The sequence below is a fragment of the Haloechinothrix sp. LS1_15 genome (assembly GCF_033042135.1).
Lineage (GTDB): Bacteria > Actinomycetota > Actinomycetes > Mycobacteriales > Pseudonocardiaceae > Haloechinothrix.
On record NZ_WBXM01000004.1, the window covers coordinates 17594 to 40687 of the forward strand.

At 66.8% G+C, this 23094-nt stretch carries 18 protein-coding genes; 15 read left to right on the plus strand and 3 right to left on the minus strand.

Features of this window, described 5'->3' with window-relative positions; all coding sequences use genetic code 11:
• Positions 1-44: 44 nt before the first annotated feature.
• From F8178_RS07385 to F8178_RS07405, 5 genes are all read left to right on the plus strand, one after another.
• A complete protein-coding gene (locus F8178_RS07385; RefSeq protein ID WP_317493933.1) occupies positions 45-4640 on the plus strand; it encodes an Eco57I restriction-modification methylase domain-containing protein in 4596 nt (1531 codons plus the stop codon).
• A gap of 266 nt (positions 4641-4906) precedes the next feature.
• Positions 4907-5254 carry an SAV_915 family protein gene (locus F8178_RS07390; protein WP_317493934.1) on the plus strand — a complete coding sequence of 116 codons (348 nt, stop codon included), beginning with the start codon at positions 4907-4909 and terminating at the stop codon, positions 5252-5254.
• Positions 5244-5528: a hypothetical protein gene (locus F8178_RS07395; RefSeq protein ID WP_317493935.1), complete on the plus strand. Its 285-nt coding sequence runs from the start codon at positions 5244-5246 to the stop codon at positions 5526-5528. Before F8178_RS07390 ends, F8178_RS07395 begins: the two co-directional genes overlap by 11 nt.
• A gap of 36 nt (positions 5529-5564) precedes the next feature.
• Positions 5565-6977 (plus strand): WXG100 family type VII secretion target, encoded by a 1413-nt coding sequence (locus F8178_RS07400; protein ID WP_317494295.1) that lies wholly within the window; start codon positions 5565-5567, stop codon positions 6975-6977.
• A 2-nt stretch (positions 6978-6979) separates the two neighbouring features.
• Positions 6980-7642 carry a hypothetical protein gene (locus F8178_RS07405; protein ID WP_317493936.1) on the plus strand — a complete coding sequence of 221 codons (663 nt, stop codon included), beginning with the start codon at positions 6980-6982 and terminating at the stop codon, positions 7640-7642.
• 111 nt (positions 7643-7753) lie between these two features.
• Here the strand turns inward: F8178_RS07405 and F8178_RS07410 are convergent, their stop codons facing one another.
• The 3 genes from F8178_RS07410 to F8178_RS07420 all read right to left on the minus strand — a co-directional run bounded on the left by F8178_RS07410 (position 7754) and on the right by F8178_RS07420 (position 8493).
• The gene (locus tag F8178_RS07410) at positions 7754-7900 is read right to left on the minus strand and encodes a hypothetical protein (protein WP_317493937.1); all 147 of its coding nucleotides are present in this window, start codon (positions 7898-7900) and stop codon (positions 7754-7756) included.
• 151 nt (positions 7901-8051) lie between these two features.
• Positions 8052-8234: a hypothetical protein gene (locus F8178_RS07415; RefSeq protein ID WP_317493938.1), complete on the minus strand. Its 183-nt coding sequence runs from the start codon at positions 8232-8234 to the stop codon at positions 8052-8054.
• A gap of 88 nt (positions 8235-8322) precedes the next feature.
• Positions 8323-8493, minus strand: a complete 171-nt coding sequence (locus F8178_RS07420; RefSeq protein WP_317493939.1) for a hypothetical protein — start codon at positions 8491-8493, stop codon at positions 8323-8325.
• A gap of 114 nt (positions 8494-8607) precedes the next feature.
• Between F8178_RS07420 and F8178_RS07425 the strand changes: the two genes are divergently transcribed.
• The 10 genes from F8178_RS07425 (at position 8608) to F8178_RS07470 (ending at position 23081) form a co-directional block, all read left to right on the plus strand.
• On the plus strand, positions 8608-9357 hold the full coding sequence (locus F8178_RS07425) for a helix-turn-helix transcriptional regulator (RefSeq protein ID WP_317493940.1): 750 nt from the start codon (positions 8608-8610) through the stop codon (positions 9355-9357).
• Complete coding sequence (locus F8178_RS07430) at positions 9345-9521, plus strand: DUF397 domain-containing protein (protein ID WP_317493941.1); 177 nt, start codon at positions 9345-9347, stop codon at positions 9519-9521. The genes F8178_RS07425 and F8178_RS07430 overlap by 13 nt, the downstream gene beginning before the upstream one ends.
• 198 nt (positions 9522-9719) lie before the next feature.
• Positions 9720-10202, plus strand: a complete 483-nt coding sequence (locus F8178_RS07435) for a hypothetical protein (RefSeq protein WP_317493942.1) — start codon at positions 9720-9722, stop codon at positions 10200-10202.
• A complete protein-coding gene (locus F8178_RS07440; RefSeq protein ID WP_317493943.1) occupies positions 10192-10749 on the plus strand; it encodes a DUF3558 family protein in 558 nt (185 codons plus the stop codon). The genes F8178_RS07435 and F8178_RS07440 overlap by 11 nt, the downstream gene beginning before the upstream one ends.
• 436 nt (positions 10750-11185) lie before the next feature.
• Complete coding sequence (locus F8178_RS07445; protein WP_317493944.1) at positions 11186-11638, plus strand: hypothetical protein; 453 nt, start codon at positions 11186-11188, stop codon at positions 11636-11638.
• Positions 11638-12288 carry a DUF3558 domain-containing protein gene (locus tag F8178_RS07450; protein WP_317493945.1) on the plus strand — a complete coding sequence of 217 codons (651 nt, stop codon included), beginning with the start codon at positions 11638-11640 and terminating at the stop codon, positions 12286-12288. The genes F8178_RS07445 and F8178_RS07450 overlap by 1 nt, the downstream gene beginning before the upstream one ends.
• Before the next feature lie 103 nt (positions 12289-12391).
• Positions 12392-12982 (plus strand): DUF3558 domain-containing protein, encoded by a 591-nt coding sequence (locus F8178_RS07455; protein WP_317493946.1) that lies wholly within the window; start codon positions 12392-12394, stop codon positions 12980-12982.
• On the plus strand, positions 12982-14370 hold the full coding sequence (locus F8178_RS07460) for a hypothetical protein (RefSeq protein WP_317493947.1): 1389 nt from the start codon (positions 12982-12984) through the stop codon (positions 14368-14370). Before F8178_RS07455 ends, F8178_RS07460 begins: the two co-directional genes overlap by 1 nt.
• A gap of 303 nt (positions 14371-14673) precedes the next feature.
• Positions 14674-20895, plus strand: a complete 6222-nt coding sequence (locus F8178_RS07465; RefSeq protein WP_317493948.1) for a DEAD/DEAH box helicase — start codon at positions 14674-14676, stop codon at positions 20893-20895.
• On the plus strand, positions 20892-23081 hold the full coding sequence (locus F8178_RS07470) for a UvrD-helicase domain-containing protein (RefSeq protein ID WP_317493949.1): 2190 nt from the start codon (positions 20892-20894) through the stop codon (positions 23079-23081). The genes F8178_RS07465 and F8178_RS07470 overlap by 4 nt, the downstream gene beginning before the upstream one ends.
• Positions 23082-23094 lie beyond the last annotated feature (13 nt).

Sequence of the window (23094 nt, forward strand, 5' to 3'; positions counted from 1 at the left end):
CGACCGGCGCACCGGAACAGCAGAGGGCGAGCAGAGGAAACGACATGTACGACTCGATCCGCAACGTCGGCGACTTCCTGTCCCCGCACTGGCTGTCCGAGGCGTTCCCCGGCAAGCTCAAGGAGCTCAACCGCGAGTGGCGGGAGCGCACCGAGCACGGCAAGCCCAGCCCGCTGCGGGAGTTGTCCAGCCTCAGCGGCCCGTTCCTCACCAGCTACGCCAACCTGCCACGCGACACCGACGACGGCTACGCCGTGGCCCTCACCGAGTTGCACGGGCAGGTGCTGGCCGCGCTCGGTCTCGATGCCACGCCGACCGAGCTGGACACCGAGCAGTCCGAGACCCCGATCACGGTGCCGCTGCTGGCCCGCTGCCAGTCCCCGGCCGGTGAGGCGCTGCACGTGCTACAGGCCCATCCGGTCGGCAACGTCGACGCGCTGTTCGGGGAGGAGGGGCAGCTCGTCGAGCCCCTGCGGATCCAGACCGGGGCGGAGAAGGTCGAGGAGCTGGCGGCGGTGCCGAAGGCGGTGCAGCAGCTGTTCCTCACCGGCCACGCGCCACGCTTCGTGCTGGTGCTGGCCGGTGGCTGGATGCTGCTGTCCGATGTGGAGCGCTGGGCCGAGGGCCGCTACCTCGCGTTCGACATCCACACCGCGCTGTCCCGCAAGGACGACAAGGTCACCGGCGAGCTCGCCTGGCTCGCCGGGCTGGCCTCGGCGGATGTGCTGCTGCCGTCCGAGGAGGGCTCGGCCAGGCTCGACCAGTTCAGCGAGGACTCCGTCAAGCACGCCGTCGGGGTCAGCGAGGACCTGCGCGAGGGCCTGCGGGTGTCGGTGGAGCTGATCGCGGGCGAGGTGATCGCCAAGCGCCGCGAGCGGGGCGAACCGGTGGAGGGCATCCCGGAGCTGCCGCGCGAGCTCACCACCCAGTCGCTGCGGTTCCTGTACCGGATCCTGTTCCTGCTGTATGCGGAGGCTCGGCCGGAACTGCGGATCCTGCCGGTCGGCGACCATGACTACGACGCCGGTTACGGCCTGGACCGGCTGCGGGAGATGATCCAGGTGCCGTTGACCGGCCGCTCCCGCGACGGCCATCACCTGCACGACTCGCTGCGGCTGCTGTTCCGCCTGGTCAACTCCGGCCACGGCTACGACAACCCGGACGGCGACAGCCTGGTGTTCGAGCCGCTGCGGGCGGACCTGTTCGACCAGCGGCACGCCTACCACATCGACAACGTCAACCTGAGCAACGCGACCTTGCAGCGGGTGCTGGCGCTGCTCCTGCTGTCCAAGCGGTCGAAGAGCAAGGGCGCCCGCCGCGGCTACGTGTCCTACGCACAGCTCGGCATCAACCAGCTCGGCGCGGTGTATGAGGGGCTGATGGCCTACAGCGGGTTCATCGCTGAGCAGGAGCTCGTGGAGCTGGCCAAGGACGGCGATCCGGGCAAGGGAACCTGGCTGGTGCCACGCGAGAACCTCGCCCAGTACGACGAGAAGCACATCGTCTACCGCGAGGACCCCATCACCGAAGACAAGAACTTCGTGGTGCACAAGCCGGGCACCTTCGTCTACCGGCTTTCCGGGCGGGACCGTCAGCGCAGCGCCTCCTACTACACACCGGAGGTGCTGACCCAGTGCGTGGTGCGGCACTCGCTGGCCGAACTGATCACTGAGGACACCAGCGCGCAGGACATCCTCGATTACCGTGTCTGCGAACCCGCGATGGGCAGCGGGGCGTTCCTCAACGAGGCCATCAACCAGCTCGCCGCCGAGTACCTGAAACGGCGGCAGCACGAGCTGGGCGAGACGATCGACCCGGAGCGCTACCGCGAGGAGCTGCAGAAGGTGAAGGCCTACCTGGCGCTGCACCGCTGCTACGGCGTCGACCTCAACGACACCGCCCGCGAGCTCGCCGAGGTGTCGCTGTGGCTGAACGTGATGCACCCCGGCCTGAAGGCCCCGTGGTTCGGCCTGCACCTGGGGCGTGGCAACTCGCTGATCGGGGCGCGCCGGGCCACCTACGACCTCACCGCGCTGGCCAAGGCGAAAAAGCACTGGAAGGACACCCCACCCACGGACCGGCCGCTGGCCGAAGGCGCGATCGGCGACGGGGAGATCCACCACTTCCTGCTGCCCGCCGACGGGTGGGGCGCGGTCGGCGACGCGAAGATCGCCAAGGAACGCGTGCCCGAGCACGCCAAGGCGATCAAGGACTGGGCGAAGGACATCACCCGCAAGCCGGGCAAGGAGCAGACCGCGCGGCTGCGGGGCCTGGCGCGGCGGGTCGAGCGGCTGTGGGAGCTGACGCTGCGCCGCCTGGAGATCAGCGAACGCGAGGTCGCCCGGCACATCGACGTGTGGGGCGCGGACATCGGCCCGGAGAGCACAGCGGTCAGCCGGGACGAGGTGGAGGACAAGCTCACCGACCCGGAAGGACCGTACCAGCGGCTGCGGCTGGCGATGGACGCCTGGTGCGCGCTGTTCTTCTGGCCACTCACCACGGACGTCGCGCCACCGAACCTCGACCAGTGGATCGCCGCGCTGGAGGGCCTGCTCGGGGTGAACGGGAAAGCCACCGCGGTGAACCAGCTCGATCTCACCGAGAGCGTCGACGGCTTCCACGAGCTCGCCGACCTGGACGAGCTGGAGAAGACCTACTACGGCATGCGCGACGTCGCGGTGCTGTACCTGGAGCACCCGTGGCTCGGGGTGGTCCGCGAGATCGCCAAGCAGGAAGGCTTCTTCCACTGGGAACTCGACTTCGCCCAGGTGTTCCACCGGGGTGGGTTCGACCTGCAGCTCGGGAACCCACCGTGGGTGCGGCCTACGTGGAAGGACGACGAAGCCCTCGCCGAGTTCGATCCGTTCTTCGTGCTACAGGACAAGATCCCGGACACCACGTTCCGCAAGCGGCGCGCCGAGTTGCTCGCGGACCACGCCGTCGAGCAGCAGTACCTGGGCGAGCTCGGTTCGTGGGCAGGGCTCAACGAGCACCTCGGTTCGCCGGTGGAACACCCCGTGCTGCGTGGTGTGCAGACCAACCTGTACACGAGCTTCATGGAACGGACCTGGCGGTCCATGGGCGAGCGCGGCATCGTTGGGCTGCTGCATCCGGAGAGCCATTTCACCGACCCGAAGGCGGGCACCCTGCGCGCGGCCACATATCCGCGCCTGCGGCGCCACTGGCAGTTCGTTAACGAAGCCATGCTTTTCGCCGACATTGGACATCCGGTCATATACGGAATTCACATTTACGGCTCACCCCGCGAGACCGAGTTCATCCAAGTCGCCAACCTGCTCGTTCCGGACACCCTGGAGGGCTCGCTCAGCCACGATGGCACCGGCGAAGTCCCCGGCATCCAGTACCCGGCAGGCGGCTGGGACTTGCGTCCGCACGCCTCCCGCGTCGTCGAGATCACCGAGCGGGAGCTGGCGCAGTGGGCGGATCTGTTCGACGAACCGGGGACCGCACCGGCCCGGGCGCGCCTGCTGCGCCCGCTCACCCGCGAACATCTCGACTCCCTCGCCGTGCTGTCGAGCCAGGGAACGCGGATGGCCAGCGTCGACTACCAGTGGACGAGCGGCTGGCACGAGAAGGGAGCCAAGGAAGACGGCTACATCGAGTGGCGCACCGAGTACCCGCCACGCTGGGACGAGGTGATCCTGCAAGGCCCGCACTTCTCCGTCGCGACGCCGTTCGCAAAGGAACCGAACGAGCACTGCAAGAGTAAAGGCGACTACTCCGACTGGGACCTGGAAGAACTTCCGGAGCAGGTGATCCCGCGCACCAACTACCAGCGCGCCACCGACCGCGACCGCTACGATGCAGGCCTCGATGTCTGGAATACGATTCCTTATACGAAGTACTATCGTGCCGCTTGGCGGAAGATGGTTCAGGAAGGTCATGAGAGGACGTTTCGCTGCGCAGTCCTGCCCCCGGGGCCCGCGCACACAGGTAGTGTGCACACCCTAGCGTGTAGCTCGAATCGGTTAACAATTCTTGTCAGTGGACTATGGACATCGCTACCGGTCGATTATCTTGTGAAGCTGAGCGGTAAAGTTAATGTTTACGAGGAGCTCATAAGGAGACTCCCCGCCCCCATTGAGCACTCCGCCGCCCCATACCTGCTCCTGCGCACCCTCCGCCTGAACTGCCTGACGCGGGATTACGCCCCGTTGTGGGAGGAGCTGTACGCGCCACACTTCGCCGAGGATTCCTGGACGACGCCGTTCAGCGATTGGCCGCAGCTCGCTGTGTCCAAACCCGAGTGGCACTGGGAGACGCCGCTGCGTTCGGAGTTCGAGCGCCGGGCGGCACTGGTGGAGATCGACGCGCTGGCGGCGATCATGCTCGGCCTGTCCGCCGATCAGTTGTGTCTGATGTACCGGGGACAGTTCGCGGTGCTGCGCAAGTACGAGGAGAACATGTTCTTCGACAACCTCGGCCAGAAGATCGCCAAGGACCATCACGCGCACGGTGTGAAGCAGCGTAAGGACGACTTCAAGCTGCTGCAGGCGTACCGCAGCGAAGAGGACTGCGGCGACCTGCTCGACCGCTACGAGCCACCGATCACCCGGGTCAACCGCGAAGCCGAGATGCGCGCCGCCTACGACGACTTCTCCCGGCGGCTGGGTCTGTAGCCGCCACCGCCAGCCTGCCGAGCACCAGGCGCAGCAGGCACACCGACGGCGATGGGCACCTGGCCGGTGCGGGTGATCGACGCGCGCGCCCGTACCGGCCGGGAGGCACGACGCGTTGCCGCGATTGCTGCGGCACGAACGGTCGACTACCCTATGTGTTTGCGCTTGTCCACTGCCGCCGTCGATGACCTGGGGTGTTTCGGGTGGGGTCACGTTGGGATGGCGACGTGTTCGGGCCTGATGAGGGGGAGAGGTGCCTTCCGGAAGTGATCACCGGTGACATGTTCGCTGATGACGAGGAGGAGGACGCGTTTCCGCCGGTGGTGTATACCCCCACCGCGACGGTGTGGGATGGCGGGGAGGAACCCCCTGCGCTGGTGTTGCGTCAGATGGATGACGGCGAGGTCGCGATGCTGGTGTATACCTCACTGGAAGCTCTGGCAGCGGGCTGTGGCCAGGGGCAGCCGTATGTGAGTATCCGTTCGGAGGGCTTGCCGGAGTTTCAGTACTGGCTCGGCCTCGACCGGCTGATCTGGGATGCGGTGCTGGCGCCGGAGCTGCGGCAGCACGGGGACTGGGACACTACCGTCCAGGGAGGTACCGATGAGCGGTGACGGGTTCGATGTCCGGGCGGCGACGCTGGAGCAGGTGTCCGGGCGGTTGGCGGGTGCAGCGCAGCGGCTGGATTCCGTGCCGACGGCGCCGGGGGATGTGCGGGCGGGTGAGATTACCGAGGCGGTGGCTGCGCTGATGGCGCATCTGTCCAGTGAAACGGAGCGGTTCATGGGTCAACTCGGTGGTGCTGGCGAGGCCGTGACCGCCTCGCGGGAGGTGTACCGCACCGCCGAGGACGAGATCGCCGACGCGCTCGGTGCGGGCGGCACCTGATCCAGCAGAGGGGGAGATGTGACGCTGAACATTCAAGTGCGAGCCGAGCCGGAGTCGATCCACGCGTTGGCCGACTGGCTCGACCAGATCGCCGGCACGGTTGACGATGCCGCCTGTGATGCCGGCCAGGCCCGTGATCAGTCGCAGGCCGGGTGGGACGGCGATGCCGGTGACGGTTTTCGCGCGGTAGCCGACCAGCTGCGGCGTGATGGTCAACAGCTGGCAGACGCCTACACAGCGGCCGCCCGCGCGCTGCGTGAACACGCCGAGACGATCGCCGCGGTGCGCAGGAATATGGCCGAGACCCGCGAGTGGGCGAGCGAGGAGGGGTTGACGTGTAGCGACACCGAGATCCACAACCCCGGTGCGCCTCCCCCGTTTCCTACGCCGTTGCACGAGGCCGACACGCCCAGCCAGGCGGCTGACAAGCGTGCCGCGTGGCAGCTCTACAGCGAATGGGTGCGGCGTGCCCAGGTTTATCACCAATGCGAACGACGCGTCGACGAGGACCGCGAGCTCGAAGAACAGGGCCACACGGGTGCGCTGGACAGTATCGAACACCTCATCAGCCAGCCCTACATCCAGGCAACGGACCTCATGACCGGACTGGCAGCCGGGTTCCTGTCCCGCCAGAACACCTGGCGAGCCAACGCGGCACACTTCCACGACATCGGCAACCGGGCCGCCCAAGCAGCGCAGGATGCCGGCCGTAGCGCCGCCACCCGAGCCAGCAACTCCCTGACGGCGATGATGGCCCGTGCCCGCGCTATCGCTGCGGAGACACGCGCCAACACCAGCTACATCGGCCGGTTCCTCGAACGCCTGCCCGGACGAATTCAGGACTTTATCCGCCTCAGCCTTGGCGATTTTATCCCGAAGAACGCTACGTACCTCCGGAACGCCATCCCGCTCGTACGAAACATTCCAGTAGTCGGATCCATGATCACAGGGTTCGGCGTTTATCGTGATATAGGATCGGGCACTCATCCGGTGCGATCTGTGACTGCTGGTGTCGGAGGGCTCGCAGCCGGTGGCGCTACGGTAGGATCGATCACCGGTCCCGGAGGTGCGCTTGCCGGTTTTCTCGTCGGTGCGGGCACATCGGCGGTAGTCAAGGATTTCGGGACCAACCCCCAACCCAAGTACGCAAATGTTGCCCCTACGGGCTTGGCTCCGGCGGTGGGTGCTGCCGAGATGGCGATGTACTACAGCGACCAACTCAAAGAAACCAGCGCGGGGCAATGGGTGACCGAGCAAGCGAACAATGCTAAGGAGTGGGCTTCAGATACCGCCTCAGATACCAAGGACTGGATCAGCGACCAGGCTTCCAACCTCAAGGACTCGGTGACCGGCGGTGAGGAGTCCACCGTCGCTCCCGCGCACGGCGACCTTCCAGGCGAGACCCCTGAGCCGCATCAACAGCGGCCAGAAGATAGAAACACGTTCTAGGTATGAGTGAGCCGCTCCAGTTACCCCCTATGCCGGACCGCGAGACAGGCGAGCCACGCCCACCACGGGCACCAGTTATTCGACCCGCTAAAAACTCTCGCCAGCGGTGGAGCAGGTTCCGTGTTCCGAAACCTCCGCCCGGTGAAGGTCCTCCCCTGGAATGGGACTACGGATCGCTCAAACGCCAAATCGAGGCGTTTTTTGTCACAATGGTCATTTTTATCGGGTTCTTCACAGTGTATGACCTGCTGGATAGCGACCGCGGTATGTTCGATTGGGCAACTGATCGAACCATGTGGATATTGTTCGTGGTATTCAGTTTCCTCTTTTCGTTCGGGGTCTACATCGGTACCGTCGCCGCCGGTGCGGATTGGCTCATGCAACGCAAGCATTTCATCAAAACCTACGAACTGACATCGATCGAACTCGAACCCGCCATCAATAAGTACACGTTCGAATTGCAAGACAGGTATGGTAACGAAGTTTCTGTCTCGGAACTGGCATTGCTAGGGAACCGCAGGCTGTGGAATCTGGTTTACAACGGCATCCGGCACTCTGTGGTCAACGGCGCGTACATCGATTCGAGAGCCATCAGCAGGTTGCAGCTGCATCGGGAGGTCGCCATGCGCGATGCGAGACGTAGCCAGAGCCCCGAAGCTGAATAGCTTCGCGCCGTCGAGCACGAGCGGCCCGCGTGGAGCGACACCAGCCAAGACCCGGCCGGCGCGGCGGGGACGAGCGGAAGGACAGGGTCAGGCCGCGCCGGCCGGGAGTCACTACGTGGTGTCGGGATTCTCGACCGGCTGCTCCTCGTCGGCGTTGTCCGCGTTGTCCGCGTGGTCGGGGTCGTCGGCGCGGATGACGTACACGTCGTCGCCGTCGTCGACGATGATGCGGCCGTCGCCGCGGTACCACCGGCTCATGAGTTCCTCCTGTGTGGGGCTGAACGTGACGTCGGGTTCCGTAGAGGGAACGGACGTCACGTTCATTCCAACGCTCGTGTGTTGATATGTCGATTTATGGGGACCCGGCCGGTGCACGGTCGGGGGCGGTCTCGTGCACCGGCCGGGAGTCTCAGGGGTTGGTGTCAGCGAGCGGGTATCCGTAGGCGTCGGTGACGTAGATCGACCTATCCCGCAGGCGTTGCCGCTGCTGATCGCGGTGTTGTAACGCTTCGAGGTAGGTCGCGTGCTCGCTGAGGAGCACCGGCACGCACCCGCCGTCGCTGTGCTGGATGCGGTGTACCTGGTAGTTCATGGCGCGAGCTCCGTGTGCTGTGGGTAGGGCGATGGGGAGGGGCGTCGAGGGATGTGCGGTCGCCGGTGTTGCGGCGGTGGCGCGGCCATCACAACCCCCGGTCCAGGTAGGCACCGTCGTCGGTGATGACCATGCGTGGCCGGGGATCGTGCTGCCATTGCCTGCGCCGTAGCCGCGCGTCACGGACGACGTGGCCGAGCACGTAGCCGAGTAGTAGCAGGTAGGCCAGGGTCAGGAGACTGATCCAGAGCGTGAGCATGTGCTTATCGTCACACCCGTCGATTACGCTACGGAACGGATCGTGTACGCACCACGACTGCTGTGGAGCCTCCGGATGGCGCAGTCGTGTACGGAGTGCAAGAGGGGTGAAAACGTGGTGACTCTGTTTGGCAGCGAGCTGCGGCGCGCCCGTGAGGCTTTGGGCTGGTCCCGCGAGAAGTTCGCAGAAGAGGTCTGCTTCTCAATAAGCCTGGTCGAGAAGGTGGAGAGCGGCAGCAAGTTCCCCAGCGAGGCCTTCGCAGGCGAGGCGGACAAGGTGCTGCAGACCGACGGCTTTCTTTCGAGGATCCGGCTGCACACCTTGAAGCAGGATGTGGTGCCCGAGTGGTTCCGCGCCTGGCCGGATATCGAGGAGCAGGCCAGCCTGGTTCGTTTGTACGAACCGCTTGTTGTACCTGGCCCGATGCAAACGGAAGACTATGCCCGCACGTTGCTCGTCGATGATGATCAGGTCGCGGCGCGCCTGGCGCGAGCGAGCATTCTCGACCCCGGAACCCGGCCAGACGTCGTAGCCGTGCTCGACGAGGCCGTGCTGCACCGCCAGATCGGTAATCGTGAGATCATGCGCGAACAGCTGCAACGGCTGGCGGAAGCCCCAGTATCTGTGCAGGTTGTTCCCTCCGGTGCTGAGACCTACTACGGGGTGGACGGCAGCTTCTGTTTGGCGACGGTGGATGGCAAGGAGATCAGCTATGTCGAAACTCCTGCCAGAGGCTTCGTGCTGGATGATCCGGAAATCGGTACACGGCTCGTGAGACGATGGGACTACCTCAGAGGCGAGGCGCTGCCGCAACGGCAGTCCCGACAACTGATCGTGGAAGTGGCGGAGCAATGGAACACGTAAAGTGGCGGAAGCCGACACGCTCTGGTACGCACGGTAATTGCGTCGAACTCGCAGTGGAGCCCGGCCGCACTCGCATCAGGGACACCAAGGACCGCGAGGGCGGCGCCCTGGAGGTCCCGTTCGGCGCGTGGCGCGCGTTTGTGGCGAGCCTGCCCGAGCGGTAAACGCCCACTGATCATGCCTCCGGCCCAGGCGGGTCGGAGGCATGACTTATACGCGCCCCGCTGTGCTGGCGTGGGCTACGGGCGTTGGGCGTGCTCCGGGTGCGTGAAACCATCCCACGGGTGCGGGCGGCGCTTGTATCCTGTGGTGAGCGCATCTGGGCTGCTACGTACAGTGAGAGATACTGGAAGGGTCGAGCGATGTCTGGGGAAACCGGCTTCAGCGACCAGCCGATCGATGGATCGGGGGACGGCGCTGCCGCTGGAGCACTGGAAGGTATGGGCTCGGTGAGCCCTTTCGACACCAAGAGTGTCGACAGGTTCCACCACGGTGCGGAGACGTTCAAACAGCTCGCCACCGACGGCCAGTTCGCCGTCAACGAAGACGCCATGCAGGCCTACACCCGCGTCTGCGACAAGTACCTAGAGGGCTGGGAGCAGCTGCGGCCGATGGCTGCGGAACTTGGCTACCCGGCAAGGATGGGTTCGAGTGACTTCGCTCGACAGATTGCTGAGTACAATGCCAAGGTCGCTGTTGGTGATGAGCGATCCCTGATCCCGAATCTGGACTTGATGTACGAGGGCTTCAAGAAGATGAAGGAAGGACTCGAGATCGCGCGACGCAACTACGACGAGACCGAGACCGCTGCCTCGCAGGCGTTAAACGGCCTCGATGAGGGATGAGCACACCGTGAGGAGCGCGACGAAGGTTGTGTGCCTGGTCCCGACGGTTGTGTTGGCGCTGGCAAGCTGCGGGCAGGAGACCGGTACTGCCGAGCCAGATCCAGAACGCACTCCAGGGTTCGCCGACGGCGACGTGGGTGAGGACGGAGTGTTGACTCTGGATCCGTGCGAAACGCTGGATGCCGCACTGGAAGGCGAGGGTTTCGATCCCAGCGAACCACGCGATATTCGAGGTGACTACGCCTGTACTACAAGTAAGCCGCGCGAGATCACGGTCACGCTTGAGTTGATGGAAGCGCCGTTTGACATCCTAGAGCCGGACATGGCGCAGGTGTATGAAGGCGTCGTTAATGGACGCGAGGCTCGGTTGTTCACTGAGACGCTCGAAGGAGCGAGCGACGGCCACTGTGGTATATCCATGAAGGCGCAGAAGTCGCAGAGTGCGGTTGTCTTTGTTACGCAAGTTAATCGGGACACCGACACAGCATGCGAGAACGCCGAACAGATCGCCGAGCGAGTGGAGCCGGAACTCCCTCCCGAGGAGTAGCGAACTCGCGCGGTCGGTGCTCTCTGGACGAGCGTTCGCCGTGTCCGGCGTAGTGACACCCCGTGTCGGGCGCTCAGGCACACCGAGTTGGGCGCAGCAGCATCTCACTCACCGTCGAGCGCGCATCCGTCCTGCTGTGTTCGCTCGCGGAGCCGCGGGATCGAGGAAGCCACACTCCGGCTCGACGGCTTTCTCATCGGTGTCGGTCGCAGCGCTACGACAGTGAATCCCGGCCGTAGGCGCCGGAATGGTTCGGTTCGGTCGTCACCCCCGCGAACCACGCTTCCGAACTCGGCGGAGTGTGTGACGTGCGACACACGAGGTGGTGGGGGTCGGGTGTGTGGAATGCGTTGCTGGCCGGTAAGGCCCTCGCTACGGTAAGTATGTCGCGCGCGGCAGGATACACAGGGGGCAATCCCAGGGAGGAGAGTGCGAGGTGCCTGCGCAGGACGACACCGGAGGTGACCTGGTCGGCTTCCACGAGGACATGGTCGCCCCTTCCAGTGGCAACACCGCTACCAGCATGGGCGACATGCTCTACGTCAACCAACTCCGCGCTAACGCCGACGCCACAGTCGCGGGCCAGCTCGAAGACATCGCCTTCGACGAAGACGGGGTCAACACGATCATCGGCAAGCTGGAGGATGTGCGGCAGAAGCTCGACATGCACCGAGGGGAAGCCCAAGCCCTGGCCGGCATCCACCAGCGGGAGGATTCGGCCTCACGCCTCTACGCGACGATCGCGAACCAGGGCGGAGAAGCCTACATCCAAGCCCTCGAGGAGGAGATCGCGGAGCTCGACCAGCTGATCGACGACGTCAAGCGGATCCGCGACGAGCGCCTATGGCTGGAAGCCGACCAGGTCGAACAGATCGAAAAGCACGGATGATGCCCACCACCACCCGTATTTGGAGACGAACGGTAACGGCGCTGGCTGTCGCCGTATTAGCGACAACAGCGTGTTCCGACAACGCTGACGGCACCGCCGAACCCACCGGTGCCAACGGGGAGCCGAACGAGCGAGGCGTCAGTTCCGATCTGCCGTACAGCGGTGCACCCTCGGTACGCGACCCGATCGGCATCGACACCGCACGCTATGAAAGCAGCCCTTGTCGAACGCTCGACGACGACCTGCTAGCCCAAGCCGGCTTTACGTATAACGAGACAGAGGCCAGTACGACGAACCAAGGTGATCCCATCTGCCATTGGAAAACTGATCACGGCGGCGTGTTCGGCGTGACGGTGATGCTCTCGAACGAGCACGGTCTGAGCGGCATCTACGCCAATCATGAAGACGGCGGGCTCGAGGTCTTCGAGGAGCTCGAGCCCGTCAACGGTTATCCGGCGGTTGCTGCAGATCAAGTCGATTCTCGGCACCGCGGTACCTGCACAGTAGCGGTCGGTGTTCGCGACGACTTGACGATCTCGGCGTACTTCAGTGCTGGAGCTGGTGACGACGTCCCGTATAACGACACACCGTGTGAGCGTGCTCATGAGTTGGCCGAGGTCGTTGTCGCGACACTCGACGGTGAGAGCTGATGGCTCATGGGATGGCTGACGTCTGTTGGCGTACCGACCCCATCGAGCCGATCGAGAGGCGCGGATGATGCCCAGGGCCGCGCGGACACTCACTTTGGCGGCGGTGGCTGCGCTGCTGGTGGCGGGTTGCTCCGGTGACCCGGGCGGCAGCGCCGATGCCGACGGTGACAACGAGCAGCAGGGCAGTGCTGAGTTGCCGCATAGTGGCGCGCCTGCGGTGGAGGATCCCATCGTGGCAGACATCGCGCCCTATGAGGATGACCCGTGCCGCACGATCGATGATGCTCTTCTGGCCGAGGCTGGCTTCACCTATGAGGACACTGCGGCCGATACCGATGTTCAGGGTGATCCGATCTGCCACTGGCACGCGAGCGACGGCAGTTCCTACGGTGTCACGGTGATGGTGTCCAACACCGAGGGTCTCAGTGGTATCTATGCCAACCACGCTGGCGGTGGGCTGGGCCTGTTCGAGGAGCTCGACCCCGTCAGCGGTTACCCCGCTGTCGCGGCCAGCCAGAGCGATGCTCGGGATATCGGGATATGCACTGTTGCTGTGGGCATCCGCGACGACCTGGCCGTCTCCGCCAACTTTACGGTTGGTACTGGAGAGGACGCACGCTACGAGGACACACCATGCCAGGGTGCTCATGAGTTGGCCGAGGTCGTTGTCGCGACACTCCAGGGGGAGAGCTGATGGCTGATCAGATGATCGATGACCGTGGTGCCACCGGCTATACCGGCGCCCAGATCTACCGGTTGATGACCACGGACGACCAGTTCGGCGGCACGCTGGCAACGGGGCAAGACACGGCGAGCCAGGCTCGCGCGGCGCAGCAGGAGGCGGCGGAGGAGCTGGCCTGGGTGCACGGCAGTGTAGGTCAGTCTTGGCGGGGTGAGGCCGCCGAGGCGTTCAAGGCGAAACTCGACCGTGTCCGTAACCGGTCCGCGCTGGCCGCGTCGAAGGTCGAGCCGTCGAACCCGAGCATGGGTGGTCAGAATGACGCGTTCTCTCGCACCCGCCATGAGGTGGTGGAGGTGCCGGATCAACCGGATGATCCGAACTGGTTCGTGCGCAACACCGGCTGGACGATGGGTTTCATGGACTCCGCCGAGGACAAGCGGGCCGAGTGGGAGCAGACGAACCAGCACAACATCGAGGCCTACGAGCGCTACCGGAACACGTCGCAGCTGAACTGGGACATGATCGAGCGCGACTACTCGGAGGGCTCTGGCGACAATGCCGGTTCCGGTGGCTCGGGGTACACGTTGAGCTCGGCCGCAGGCACTCCCGGAGGCGGCGGCCTGCCTACCGCGACACCAACCGCCGCCGGCATGGGCGCCGGTGGTGGTGCCTATGGCGGTTCCGGGGCTGCGGGTGCGTCTGGTGGTTCGGCGGTGGCGCCGGGGGTGCCGGGGGTGCCGGCTGGGGCTGTTGGTGGTGCTGTCGGGGGTGGTGCTGGTGGTGGCACCGGGGCTGGTGCTGGTGTTGGTTCGGGTGGGGTGCGGCTGCCGGATGGCAGTATCCGGTATCCGGATGGGTCGATCCGGCGTCCGGATGGCAGTTTGGTGCGGCCGGATGGCACGGTGATCCCGCCGAGTGGCACGAGCGCCTCGGGTGTTGGGGGTGCCGGGGGCCGGTCGGGCGGTGATTTCGGGCCGGTGGGATCGGGGGCGGTCGCTGGGGGTGCGGGTATGGCCGCTGGGGGTCTGGCCGCAGGCGGTGCCGCGGGCGCACGACCCGGTGGCGCCGCAGGCGCGGGCGGCGCGGGTGGCATGGCCGGTGCTGGTGCGTTGAGCGGGCAGGGCGGCTTCGGCCCGACGGGCTCGGGCGCGGCTGGTGCGGCCGGGGGCGGCGCGGGCGGCGGTGCCGCGGCCGGGGCGCGGGCGCCGATGGGCGGCATGATGGGCGCCGGAGCTGGCGGTCGTGGTGGCCAGGGTGGCGAGGACGACACCCACCAGCGCAAGTTCATCCAGGACGAGCAACTCGACACCGGCCTGCCGGTGGTGCGCGACGAACACGGCGAGAAAGAGTACGACCCCGTCACCGGCATGGTCATCATCGACGGCGTCATCGGCGAATGAACCGGTGAGTCCGAGGGGGAACGCAGTCCGAACGGAGTTCGGTCCCCGCTGCCGGGCCTCGGAGTGGCGCTGTGGTCGTCGTCGACCCTCGCGGCGAGCTCGCAGAGGATCTGAGTGTGCCGCCCCTCAAGGTCGCCGCGAGAGACGTCAACCGTCCCAACAGCTGTCCTTGCCTGGGCGCAGTAACGCCGTACCCGCACGCCACGACCCCATACCACGACTCAGTAACGGCCCTTAACGTCACGCGCTACTTGCGCGATGATCACATAGAGTGCCGAAGCCGTCCGGGGAAGGGAACTGTCGATGTATCCGTCGCTGCTCGCGAAGGAGGCCGAGCACGCGCTCACGGAGTACCTCTCGACCACCTTCGCCCTGGCAGAGGATGAGGCGCGCACCGAGCTGCAGCGGTTCCTGTCCGACCCCACACACGGGATCTTCCGTGGCCCGTACCTGCGGATACGTACCCCGTTCCAGGCGGTGGAGCAGGGGTGGCGTTCCCCGCTGGACTGGCTGCCCTCGTGGTTCAGCCCGTACCGGCACCAGGCGCAGGCCTTCGAACGGCTGTCGACGCGGCACAGCCCCGCACAGCCGACGATCGTCACGACCGGCACCGGCTCCGGCAAGACGGAGTCGTTCCTCTACCCGCTGCTGGATCACGCCGCGCGGGCGAAAGCGCGCGGTGAGAGCGGCATCAAAGCGATCATCCTGTACCCGATGAATGCCCTGGTCACCGACCAGGGTCGGCGTATCGCGGAGCTGCTGCACGACGAACCGGCCCTACGGCAGGTTACCGCCGGGGTGTATATCGGCGGCGACGGCAACCAGCAGCAGGCCACCCGCGACCGGCTGGTCAACCACCGCCAGACGCTGCGCGACGACCCGCCGGACATCCTGCTGACCAACTACAAGATGCTCGACCTGCTGCTGCTTCGTGAGGCCGACGCGCCGCTGTGGCGTGCTTCTACCAGCAGCCTGCGCTACCTGGTGCTGGACGAGTTCCACACCTACGACGGCGCCCAGGGCACCGACGTGGCGATGCTGCTGCGCCGGCTCGGCGCCACCCTGAAGGTGGCCGAACCGGGCGCACCACTGGGCCGGATCACCCCGGTCGCGACGTCGGCCACCCTAGGCGGCACCACCCGCTCGGAGGAGCTACGCAGCTTCGCGGAAACCGTGTTCGGCACTGAGTTCGAACCGGGCTCGGTCATCACCGAGCAGCGGCTGGACGCCTCCGAGGTCGTTTCCGACGTCGACTTCGACGTCGACGACCGGGACGTGCCGGACCTGACCGAGTTGCCGCAACCCGACGCGGAGCGTCGCGGCTCGTGGCAGCCGCTGGCGCACCAGTTCCTCACCGGCGTCATCCCCGACGAGCAGGCGCTCGGCCGCGCGCTCAGCCGCAGCTACCTCGCCCGAGCCGTGGTCCAGTCCCTATCGTCCGGGCCGCTGACGCTGCGCGAAGCCGTGGACGCCGTGGCCGAGAACGGCCCGTACCAGTGGGGATACATGCGTAAGCAGTCCCCCGAGTACGTCGAGCACGCCCTGCGGCACTTCCTCGCGCTGCTGTCGGCCGCGCGTGCCCCAGCAGGCACAGGCAAGGACCGCCCGCTGCTGAACCTGGAGGTGCAGCTGTGGGTCCGCGCGGTGAGCCGGCTGCTGCGGGCCGTCGACCGGCAGCCCCGGTTCGCGTGGTGGGACGACGGTCCGGTCGACGACGACTACCGGTACCTGCCTGCCGCCTACTGCCGCGTGTGCGGCCGCTCCGGGTGGCAAGCGCAGGCCACCGAGCTCGGCGAAACGCTCGAAGGTTCCCCGCGCAAGGTGTTCCGGGCCGCCGTGACCGACCGGGCTAGCGCGCGCACCCTGCTGCTGGCCGACGACGACGAACCCGGCGCGCGGCTCATCGACCCTCGCACCCTCGCGTTCTGCCGCGAGGGCGAAAAGGGACTGCCCGTGCTGATCACCCCCGACGCCGAAGCCGCCGAGTTGCAGCGTTGCCCCTCCTGCGGCAGCGACGACTCGGTGCGGTTCCTCGGCTCCTCGGTGGCCACGCTGATCAGTGTCGCCCTGACCCAGCTGTTCGGGTCCTCGCTCGTACCCGACGACGAGAAGAAAACCCTCGTGTTCACCGACTCGGTGCAGGACGCCGCGCACCGGGCGGCGTTCATCGAAGGCCGGGCATTCCAGTTCAACTTCCGCTCCGCGATGCTGCGCGCCCTCGACGGACGGCAGCGCACCCTCACCGAGGTGTGCCGGGGCCTCGCCGGCAACACCGCCGGAGACCTGTACGCGATCACCCCGTCCGACTTCCCCCGCCGCCTCGGCTTCACCGGCGAGTGGCTCGACCAGGACCGCGGCCGCAAACGGCGGAACCTGCTCGGCGAGCGGCTGGCGTTCCAAGCCCAGCTCGAAGTCGGCTTACACGCACGTGTCGGCCGCACGCTCGAACTCACCGGCGCGCTCGCCGTGGACTACGCCGTGGACCTGGAGCACCACGCCGCGCTGGTGCGCGCTGAGCACGAGAACCTTCCCGAACGCGGCATGACGCTGCCCGGTACCGCCGCCTACCAGACGTGGATCCTGGGCCTGCTCGACCGGCTGCGACGTCGTGGCGGTATCGATCACGAGTGGCTCACCAGCTACATCGGCGATGACGGCAAGCGCTGGCACATCTGGGGCGGCAGCCCGAAAGGCATGCCGAAGTTCCCGAAGGGAAGGGCCGCCCCGCTGTTCTTCACCACCGGCACCAAGGGGGACTTCGACAGCCTGCGGCCACGCGGGGACTCCTGGCTGACCGACTGGACCGCGCGTTGCCTCGGGGTGAGCCAGGACGAAGCCCGCGGCCTGCTGCAGCCGGTGCTGCGGCAACTCAGCGAGGGCGACGACGCACCGTTGATGCGGCGCACCACCCGTTCGGACGCCTCGGTCTTCGGTTTCAAACCCGACCACCTGCTGCTGGCCCCGCTCGACGATGAGCAATTCACCAACTCCCATCTGCGGTGCCCCACCTGCCACCACATCCAGCCGGTTCCCCCAGACCGGGTGCAGCTGTGGCTAGATGCGCCCTGCCCCCGCATGCGCTGCACCGGCACGCTGGAACCCCGACCGGTGCGGCCCGACAACTTCTACCGACAGCTGTACCAGTCGGGCAGGTTGCGGCACCTGGTCAGCCACGAACACACCGCGATGCTCGACGACGTCACCCGCCAGCAGGTTGAACGCAGCTTCTCCACCGGGACCTCACCGATCGATCCGAACGTGCTCACCTGCACACCCACCCTGGAACTGGGCATCGACATCGGCGACCTGTCCACCGTCGGGCTGGCCTCGCTGCCGCGCGGGCCTGCCAACTACCTGCAGCGGGTCGGCCGCGCCGGGCGCTCCACCGGCAACGCGCTCATCCTCGCCACCGTGCCGACCGGCTCGCGCGACCTGTACTACCTCTCTGAACCCAAGCACCTCATCGACGGCGAGATCACCCCACCGGCGGCGTTCCTCTCGGCCACCGAGCTGCTGCACCGGCAGTACTTCGCGTTCTGCATCGACCGGGTCGCCACCGGCGACATCGCCCTCGACCGCGACATGCCGCCCAGGCTCGGCCTGCTGATGGAGGACGGGCTCGAGCAGGGTAGCTGGCTGCGGCAGTGCATCGACACCGTCACCGCCCGGGCCAGCGAGCTGTCCGAGCAGTTCCTGCAGCTCTACGGCCAGCACCTCGACGAGCACGCCCGCGACAGCGTGCGGCAGTTCGCCAAAGCTGGTCTGCAAGAAAGCGTCGCACGCGTGCACGCCGAATGGGTCGAACGCCAACGCGATCTCGAGAACCGCATCCAGGAGCTGTCGCGCTCGATCGCAGAGCTCGGTAAGCAAGGACACCTCGACGACGGCCAGCAGGAAGACCGCAAACGTTGGCGCGGCGAGCTCACTGCGCTGCGAAATGTACTGCACGACCGGGGACGGAAGGACGCCCTCATCGGCCTCGGGGAACTCGGGCTGCTGCCGACCTACAACCTGCACGACGACAGTACCGAACTGGACGTCTCGCTGTGGTGGACCACCGATGACGAAGGTGAAGGCACCCTCCACACCACCGAACACAACTACAGCCGCGGCAGCCGCACTGCACTCACTGAGTTCGCCCCCGGCGCCGTGTTCTACAGCCACGGCTACCGCATGGAGATCGACGCGGTGGACATCGGGCCGCAAGGCCAGCCGCACTGGCGTGTCATGCGGCTGTGCCCCGACTGCGGGTGGGGCACCGAAACCGTCGAACCCGCACCGGCCTCGTGCCCGCGTTGCGGCAGCGCCGCCGTCGCCGACACCGGCGCGGTGCACCGGGTGCTGGAGCTTCAGCGGGTCTCGGCGGTGCATCGCCGCGATGAGGCGGTGATCGACGACGATCGGGACGAGCGCGACACCATCCGGTTCACCACCATCACCGGGGTGGACATCGCGCCCGCCCAGGTGCAGCATGCGTGGCGGCTGCATGATCGCGTGTTCGGCGCCGAATACGCCCGGCAGGCCACCGTGCGCACCATCAACACCGGACGGCGCGAGAGACCCGGTTCCGACCTGGCGATCGCGGGTGTGCGCGAGTCCGCGCCGCAGTTCGTCACGTGCACCTATTGCGGCGTGGTGTGGCAGTCGGGCCCCGAGGACAGGGTGCGCCACCGCGGCTGGTGTTCCACCCGCCGCGGCACCCCGGTGGTCTGGGAGCGGCTGCTGCTCTCGCATGAGATCACCACGCAAGCCGTGCGGATGTTGCTGCCGGTCTCGACGTTCCATGTGGAGTCCCGGCTAACGTCGTTCAAGACCGCACTGCTGCTCGGCCTGCGGCGCGACTTCGGCGGTGACCCGCAACACCTCGAAGTGGTCACCGCGCAGATGCCGGACGAGCAACGCAACACCCGCCGGTTCCTGGTGCTGCACGACACCGTGCCCGGCGGCACCGGCTACCTCGACCGGTTCGGCGACCCCGACCGGATGCGTCGCATCCTGCGGCAGGCGCATGATGCGCTGGAATCGTGCCCGTGCCAGCACGAAGGCCGCGCGGCGTGCCACCGGTGCCTGCTCGGAGTCGCGCGGCGCGACGAAGTGGAGCACGCCAACCGGCGCGTCGCCCAGGAGCTGCTCGCCGATCTGCTCGACGCCTGGGAAGTCGACGACGTGGAGACGGTCACCGGTATCGACGTCTCGGCCGTGCGGTACTCCGAACTGGAGCTGCTGTTCCGTGAGCAGCTCAAGCAGTGGATGGACGACGACCCCAGCCAGTCGTGGACCGGCACCAAGGGGCCGGAAGGCGAGGAGCTCGACATCCGCCTGCGCGGGCGCGACGGGTCGCCGCGCCGCTGGAACATGCGGCCGCAGCAGACGGTGACCGCCGGTGGGATCACCACGAAGCCTGACTTCCTGCTGCACCGGCAGGACGATCAGGACGCGCCGGTGGCGATCTACCTGGACGGGAAGGCCTATCACGCCTCGGCCGAGCACGACCGCACCGCCGACGATGCGCGCAAGCGCACCGCGCTGCGCGACCACGGATACCGCGTGTGGTCGCTGACCTGGGACGACGTGGAGGACTTCCGTCGCATCCTCGAAAACTACGAGAGCAGGCAAGATGAGCTCGTCGACCGGTCGGTGCGCAACGCCGTGCGCTTCCAGGTGACCGACCCCCGCGCGCCGGTGCTGTGGGGCAACCCGATGCGGGCGCTGCTGGAGTACCTGACTGACCCCGCCGCGGCCGTGTGGGAGCAGACCGCGGTGCAGACGTGTGTCGCGTTGGCCACCTCGACCGCGCACGGCTCTGACGCCCCGGTGCAATGCGCCGCCAGCGAGTTGCGAGACGCCCTGACAGGCTGGGCCACGGGCGACGGCGTGGCGAGCGCGAACGGCACGGTCATGCTGGTTTCGCGGCACGGCCGGTCCGGGCTGCCGATCGCGGTGGTCGGCGACACCCAGGCTGCCGGAACCGAGGCGATGGGGACGTTGGTCGTGCTCGACGATCGGCCCAGCGAAGTGGGCGGAACCGGCCACGAGGGACAGTGGCGCGACTGGCTGCGCTGGTCGAACCTGCTGCAGTTCCTGCGTCTGCCGCGGTACGGCCACGAGCTGCCGCTGCGGATGGCTGAATGCTGGAGCCGCCAGTCCCTGGATGAGTTCCGGCTGCGCAGCATCCCGCTGGCCGCCGCCGCGCCGGACGAGCTGGACATCACGATCGACGTCAGCCACCCGGAGTGGAAGATGGTGCTCGAATTCACCGACGAGACCCTGCACGGCGTGGGTCGGCGGCTGGCGAATCTGGGTGTGCCGGAGCCGGAAGCCGGCGGGGAGGTCGGCGATGCCGAGCTGTGGCAGGTGGAGTACTGCTGGCTGGACCGGCGGGTCGCGGTGGTCACCGACGAGGAACCGCAGCGGGATGAATGGCTCGCCAGGAACGGGTGGCGACTGCTGAAGTATGACGGTGAGGAACGGGAGGACGAGCTGGTGCGCACGATCGCCGAGGAGTTCGGGGTGGCTGAGTCATGACAACCGCCGTCGTCATGTCCGACCTCTTCTCGAAGTTGTACTCCAAACTGGACGGATCCGTCAAGAACCGGGTGATGGACTTTCTCGTCAAGCTCCAGGAACGCCCGGATGCGCCATCGCTGGACGTCAAGACGCCGGAGACGGTCAAGGACAAGCGCGTCAAGACCGCACGCGTCAACGAGTTCTGGCGCGCCGTGCTGATCGAGCTGCCGGAGTCACATGGTTACGTGCTTGTCGCGGTGAAGCCGCACGACGAGGCGGTGCCGTTCGCGCGGAGCCTGCGCTTCGGGGTCAACGAGGTCACCGGCGCGTTGGAGGTCGTCGACGAGGCCGCGCTGCAGGAAGCCGTGACCCGCGTCGACGGGAGTACACCCAACGCGGCGGCGACCGGGGCGGTGACCGCCCAGCCGGTGCTGAACGGCCTGCGTGCCCGTGACCTGCACCAGTTCGGTATCGAGCGGGACATTGCCGAGCGGCTCCTGGCGATCACTGACGAGGACCAGCTGCTGATGGTCGCGCAGGAACTTCCCGGTATCCAGGGAAACGCGCTGCTCGACCTGGCTGCCGGCCGGAGCCCCGAGGACGTCTGGGCCGACTGGGTCGCCGAGGAAGCTTCCGATATCGACACCAGCGACGTGATGGGCGCGCTGGAGCGGCCGACGTCGCGCCTGACATTCACCGGTGGCCGGGGCACCGAGGAACTGCGGGCGATCCTGGAGGAGGACTTCAAGGCATGGCGCGTGTGGCTGCACCCGCTGCAACGCAGGCTCGCGTACCACGACGGCTGGAACGGGCCGTACCGCGTAACCGGCGGGGCCGGCACCGGCAAGACCGTCACCGCGATCCACCGTGCCCGCCACCTCGCCAACCGGCTGGAACGGGAGGGGAGCGACGCCAAGGTCCTGTTCACGACGTTCACCAGGAACCTCGCGCAGAACATCGAGTCGCAGCTCAAGGAGCTGGCGGGGCCGGACATCCTCGACCGGGTCGAGGTCGTCACCGTTGACGCGCTCGCACGGAAGGTGCTGAGCACGCAGGCGGACAGCGAGCGACACCCCAGGATGTGCGGCGACGAGGACCCGGGACTGGAGGACGCGTGGAACGCCGCCCGCCGGGACGCCACGAACGACTGGGACGTGAGCTTTCTCAGATCCGAATGGTCCCAGGTGGTGCTGGCCCAGGGAATCAATGATCGCGAGACATACCTACGAGCGTCGCGCAGCGGGCGCGGTAGGCGGGTGTCCCGACCACAGCGCGCCGATTTGTGGGGTGTGTTCGAACGATTCACTCAGATCCTGGCGGGGGAGGAGCGCAAGACCTACCACCAGGCGGCATCGGAAGCCGCCGCGGTTGCGCGGAATCACGCTTCCCGCCGCGATGGGGCTGGTGGTGGTGGTGTGTCGGCGCTGCCGAACTACCGGCACGCGATCGTCGACGAGGCCCAGGATCTACATCCCGCGCACTGGCGGCTCGTGCGCGCCGTCGTCCCGCGCGACACCGACGACCTGTTCATCGTCGGTGACGCTCACCAGCGGATCTACGGCAATCCGGTGGTGCTATCGCGGCTGGGTATCGAAACACGGGGCCGGTCGCGCCGGCTGACGGTGAACTACCGGACCTCCCGCGAGATCCTGGACTGGTCACTACGCGTCGTGCACGGCAAGCCAGCGGATGACCTGGACGGTGCTTCGGACACGCTCAGCGGATCGCGCTCGGAGTTCACCGGTCCGCAGCCGCAGGCCCGCGGGTTCGACACTGTATCCGCGGAGAAAGCCGGCCTGGTGGACAGGCTGCGGGAATGGTCGGCTGCGGGCCTCGGTTGGAAGGAGATCGCGGTGATGGCCCGCTCCGGGTACCAGTGTGACGATTTCCTTGCCGCTCTGTCCGATGCGGACATTCCAGCAACACGCGTCGAAGGCAATACCGAGGAAAGCTCCCTGGGCGACGTGGTGCGCGTGATGACGATGCACCGCGCCAAGGGTCTGGAGTACCGAGCGGTGGCGGTGGTGGGCGCGGGCAGCAAGGAGCTGCCGCCGCCAGGAGTGCGCAAGCTCGACGGCGAAGAAGGTGACGCCGCGTGGGCGCGGGAACGCAGCCTCGTCTATGTCTGCGGCAGCCGCGCCCGCGAGCAGCTGTACGTGTCGTGGACCGGCACGCCCTCGCCGCTGCTGAAGGGGCACGCGTAGCACCATGAAGGGA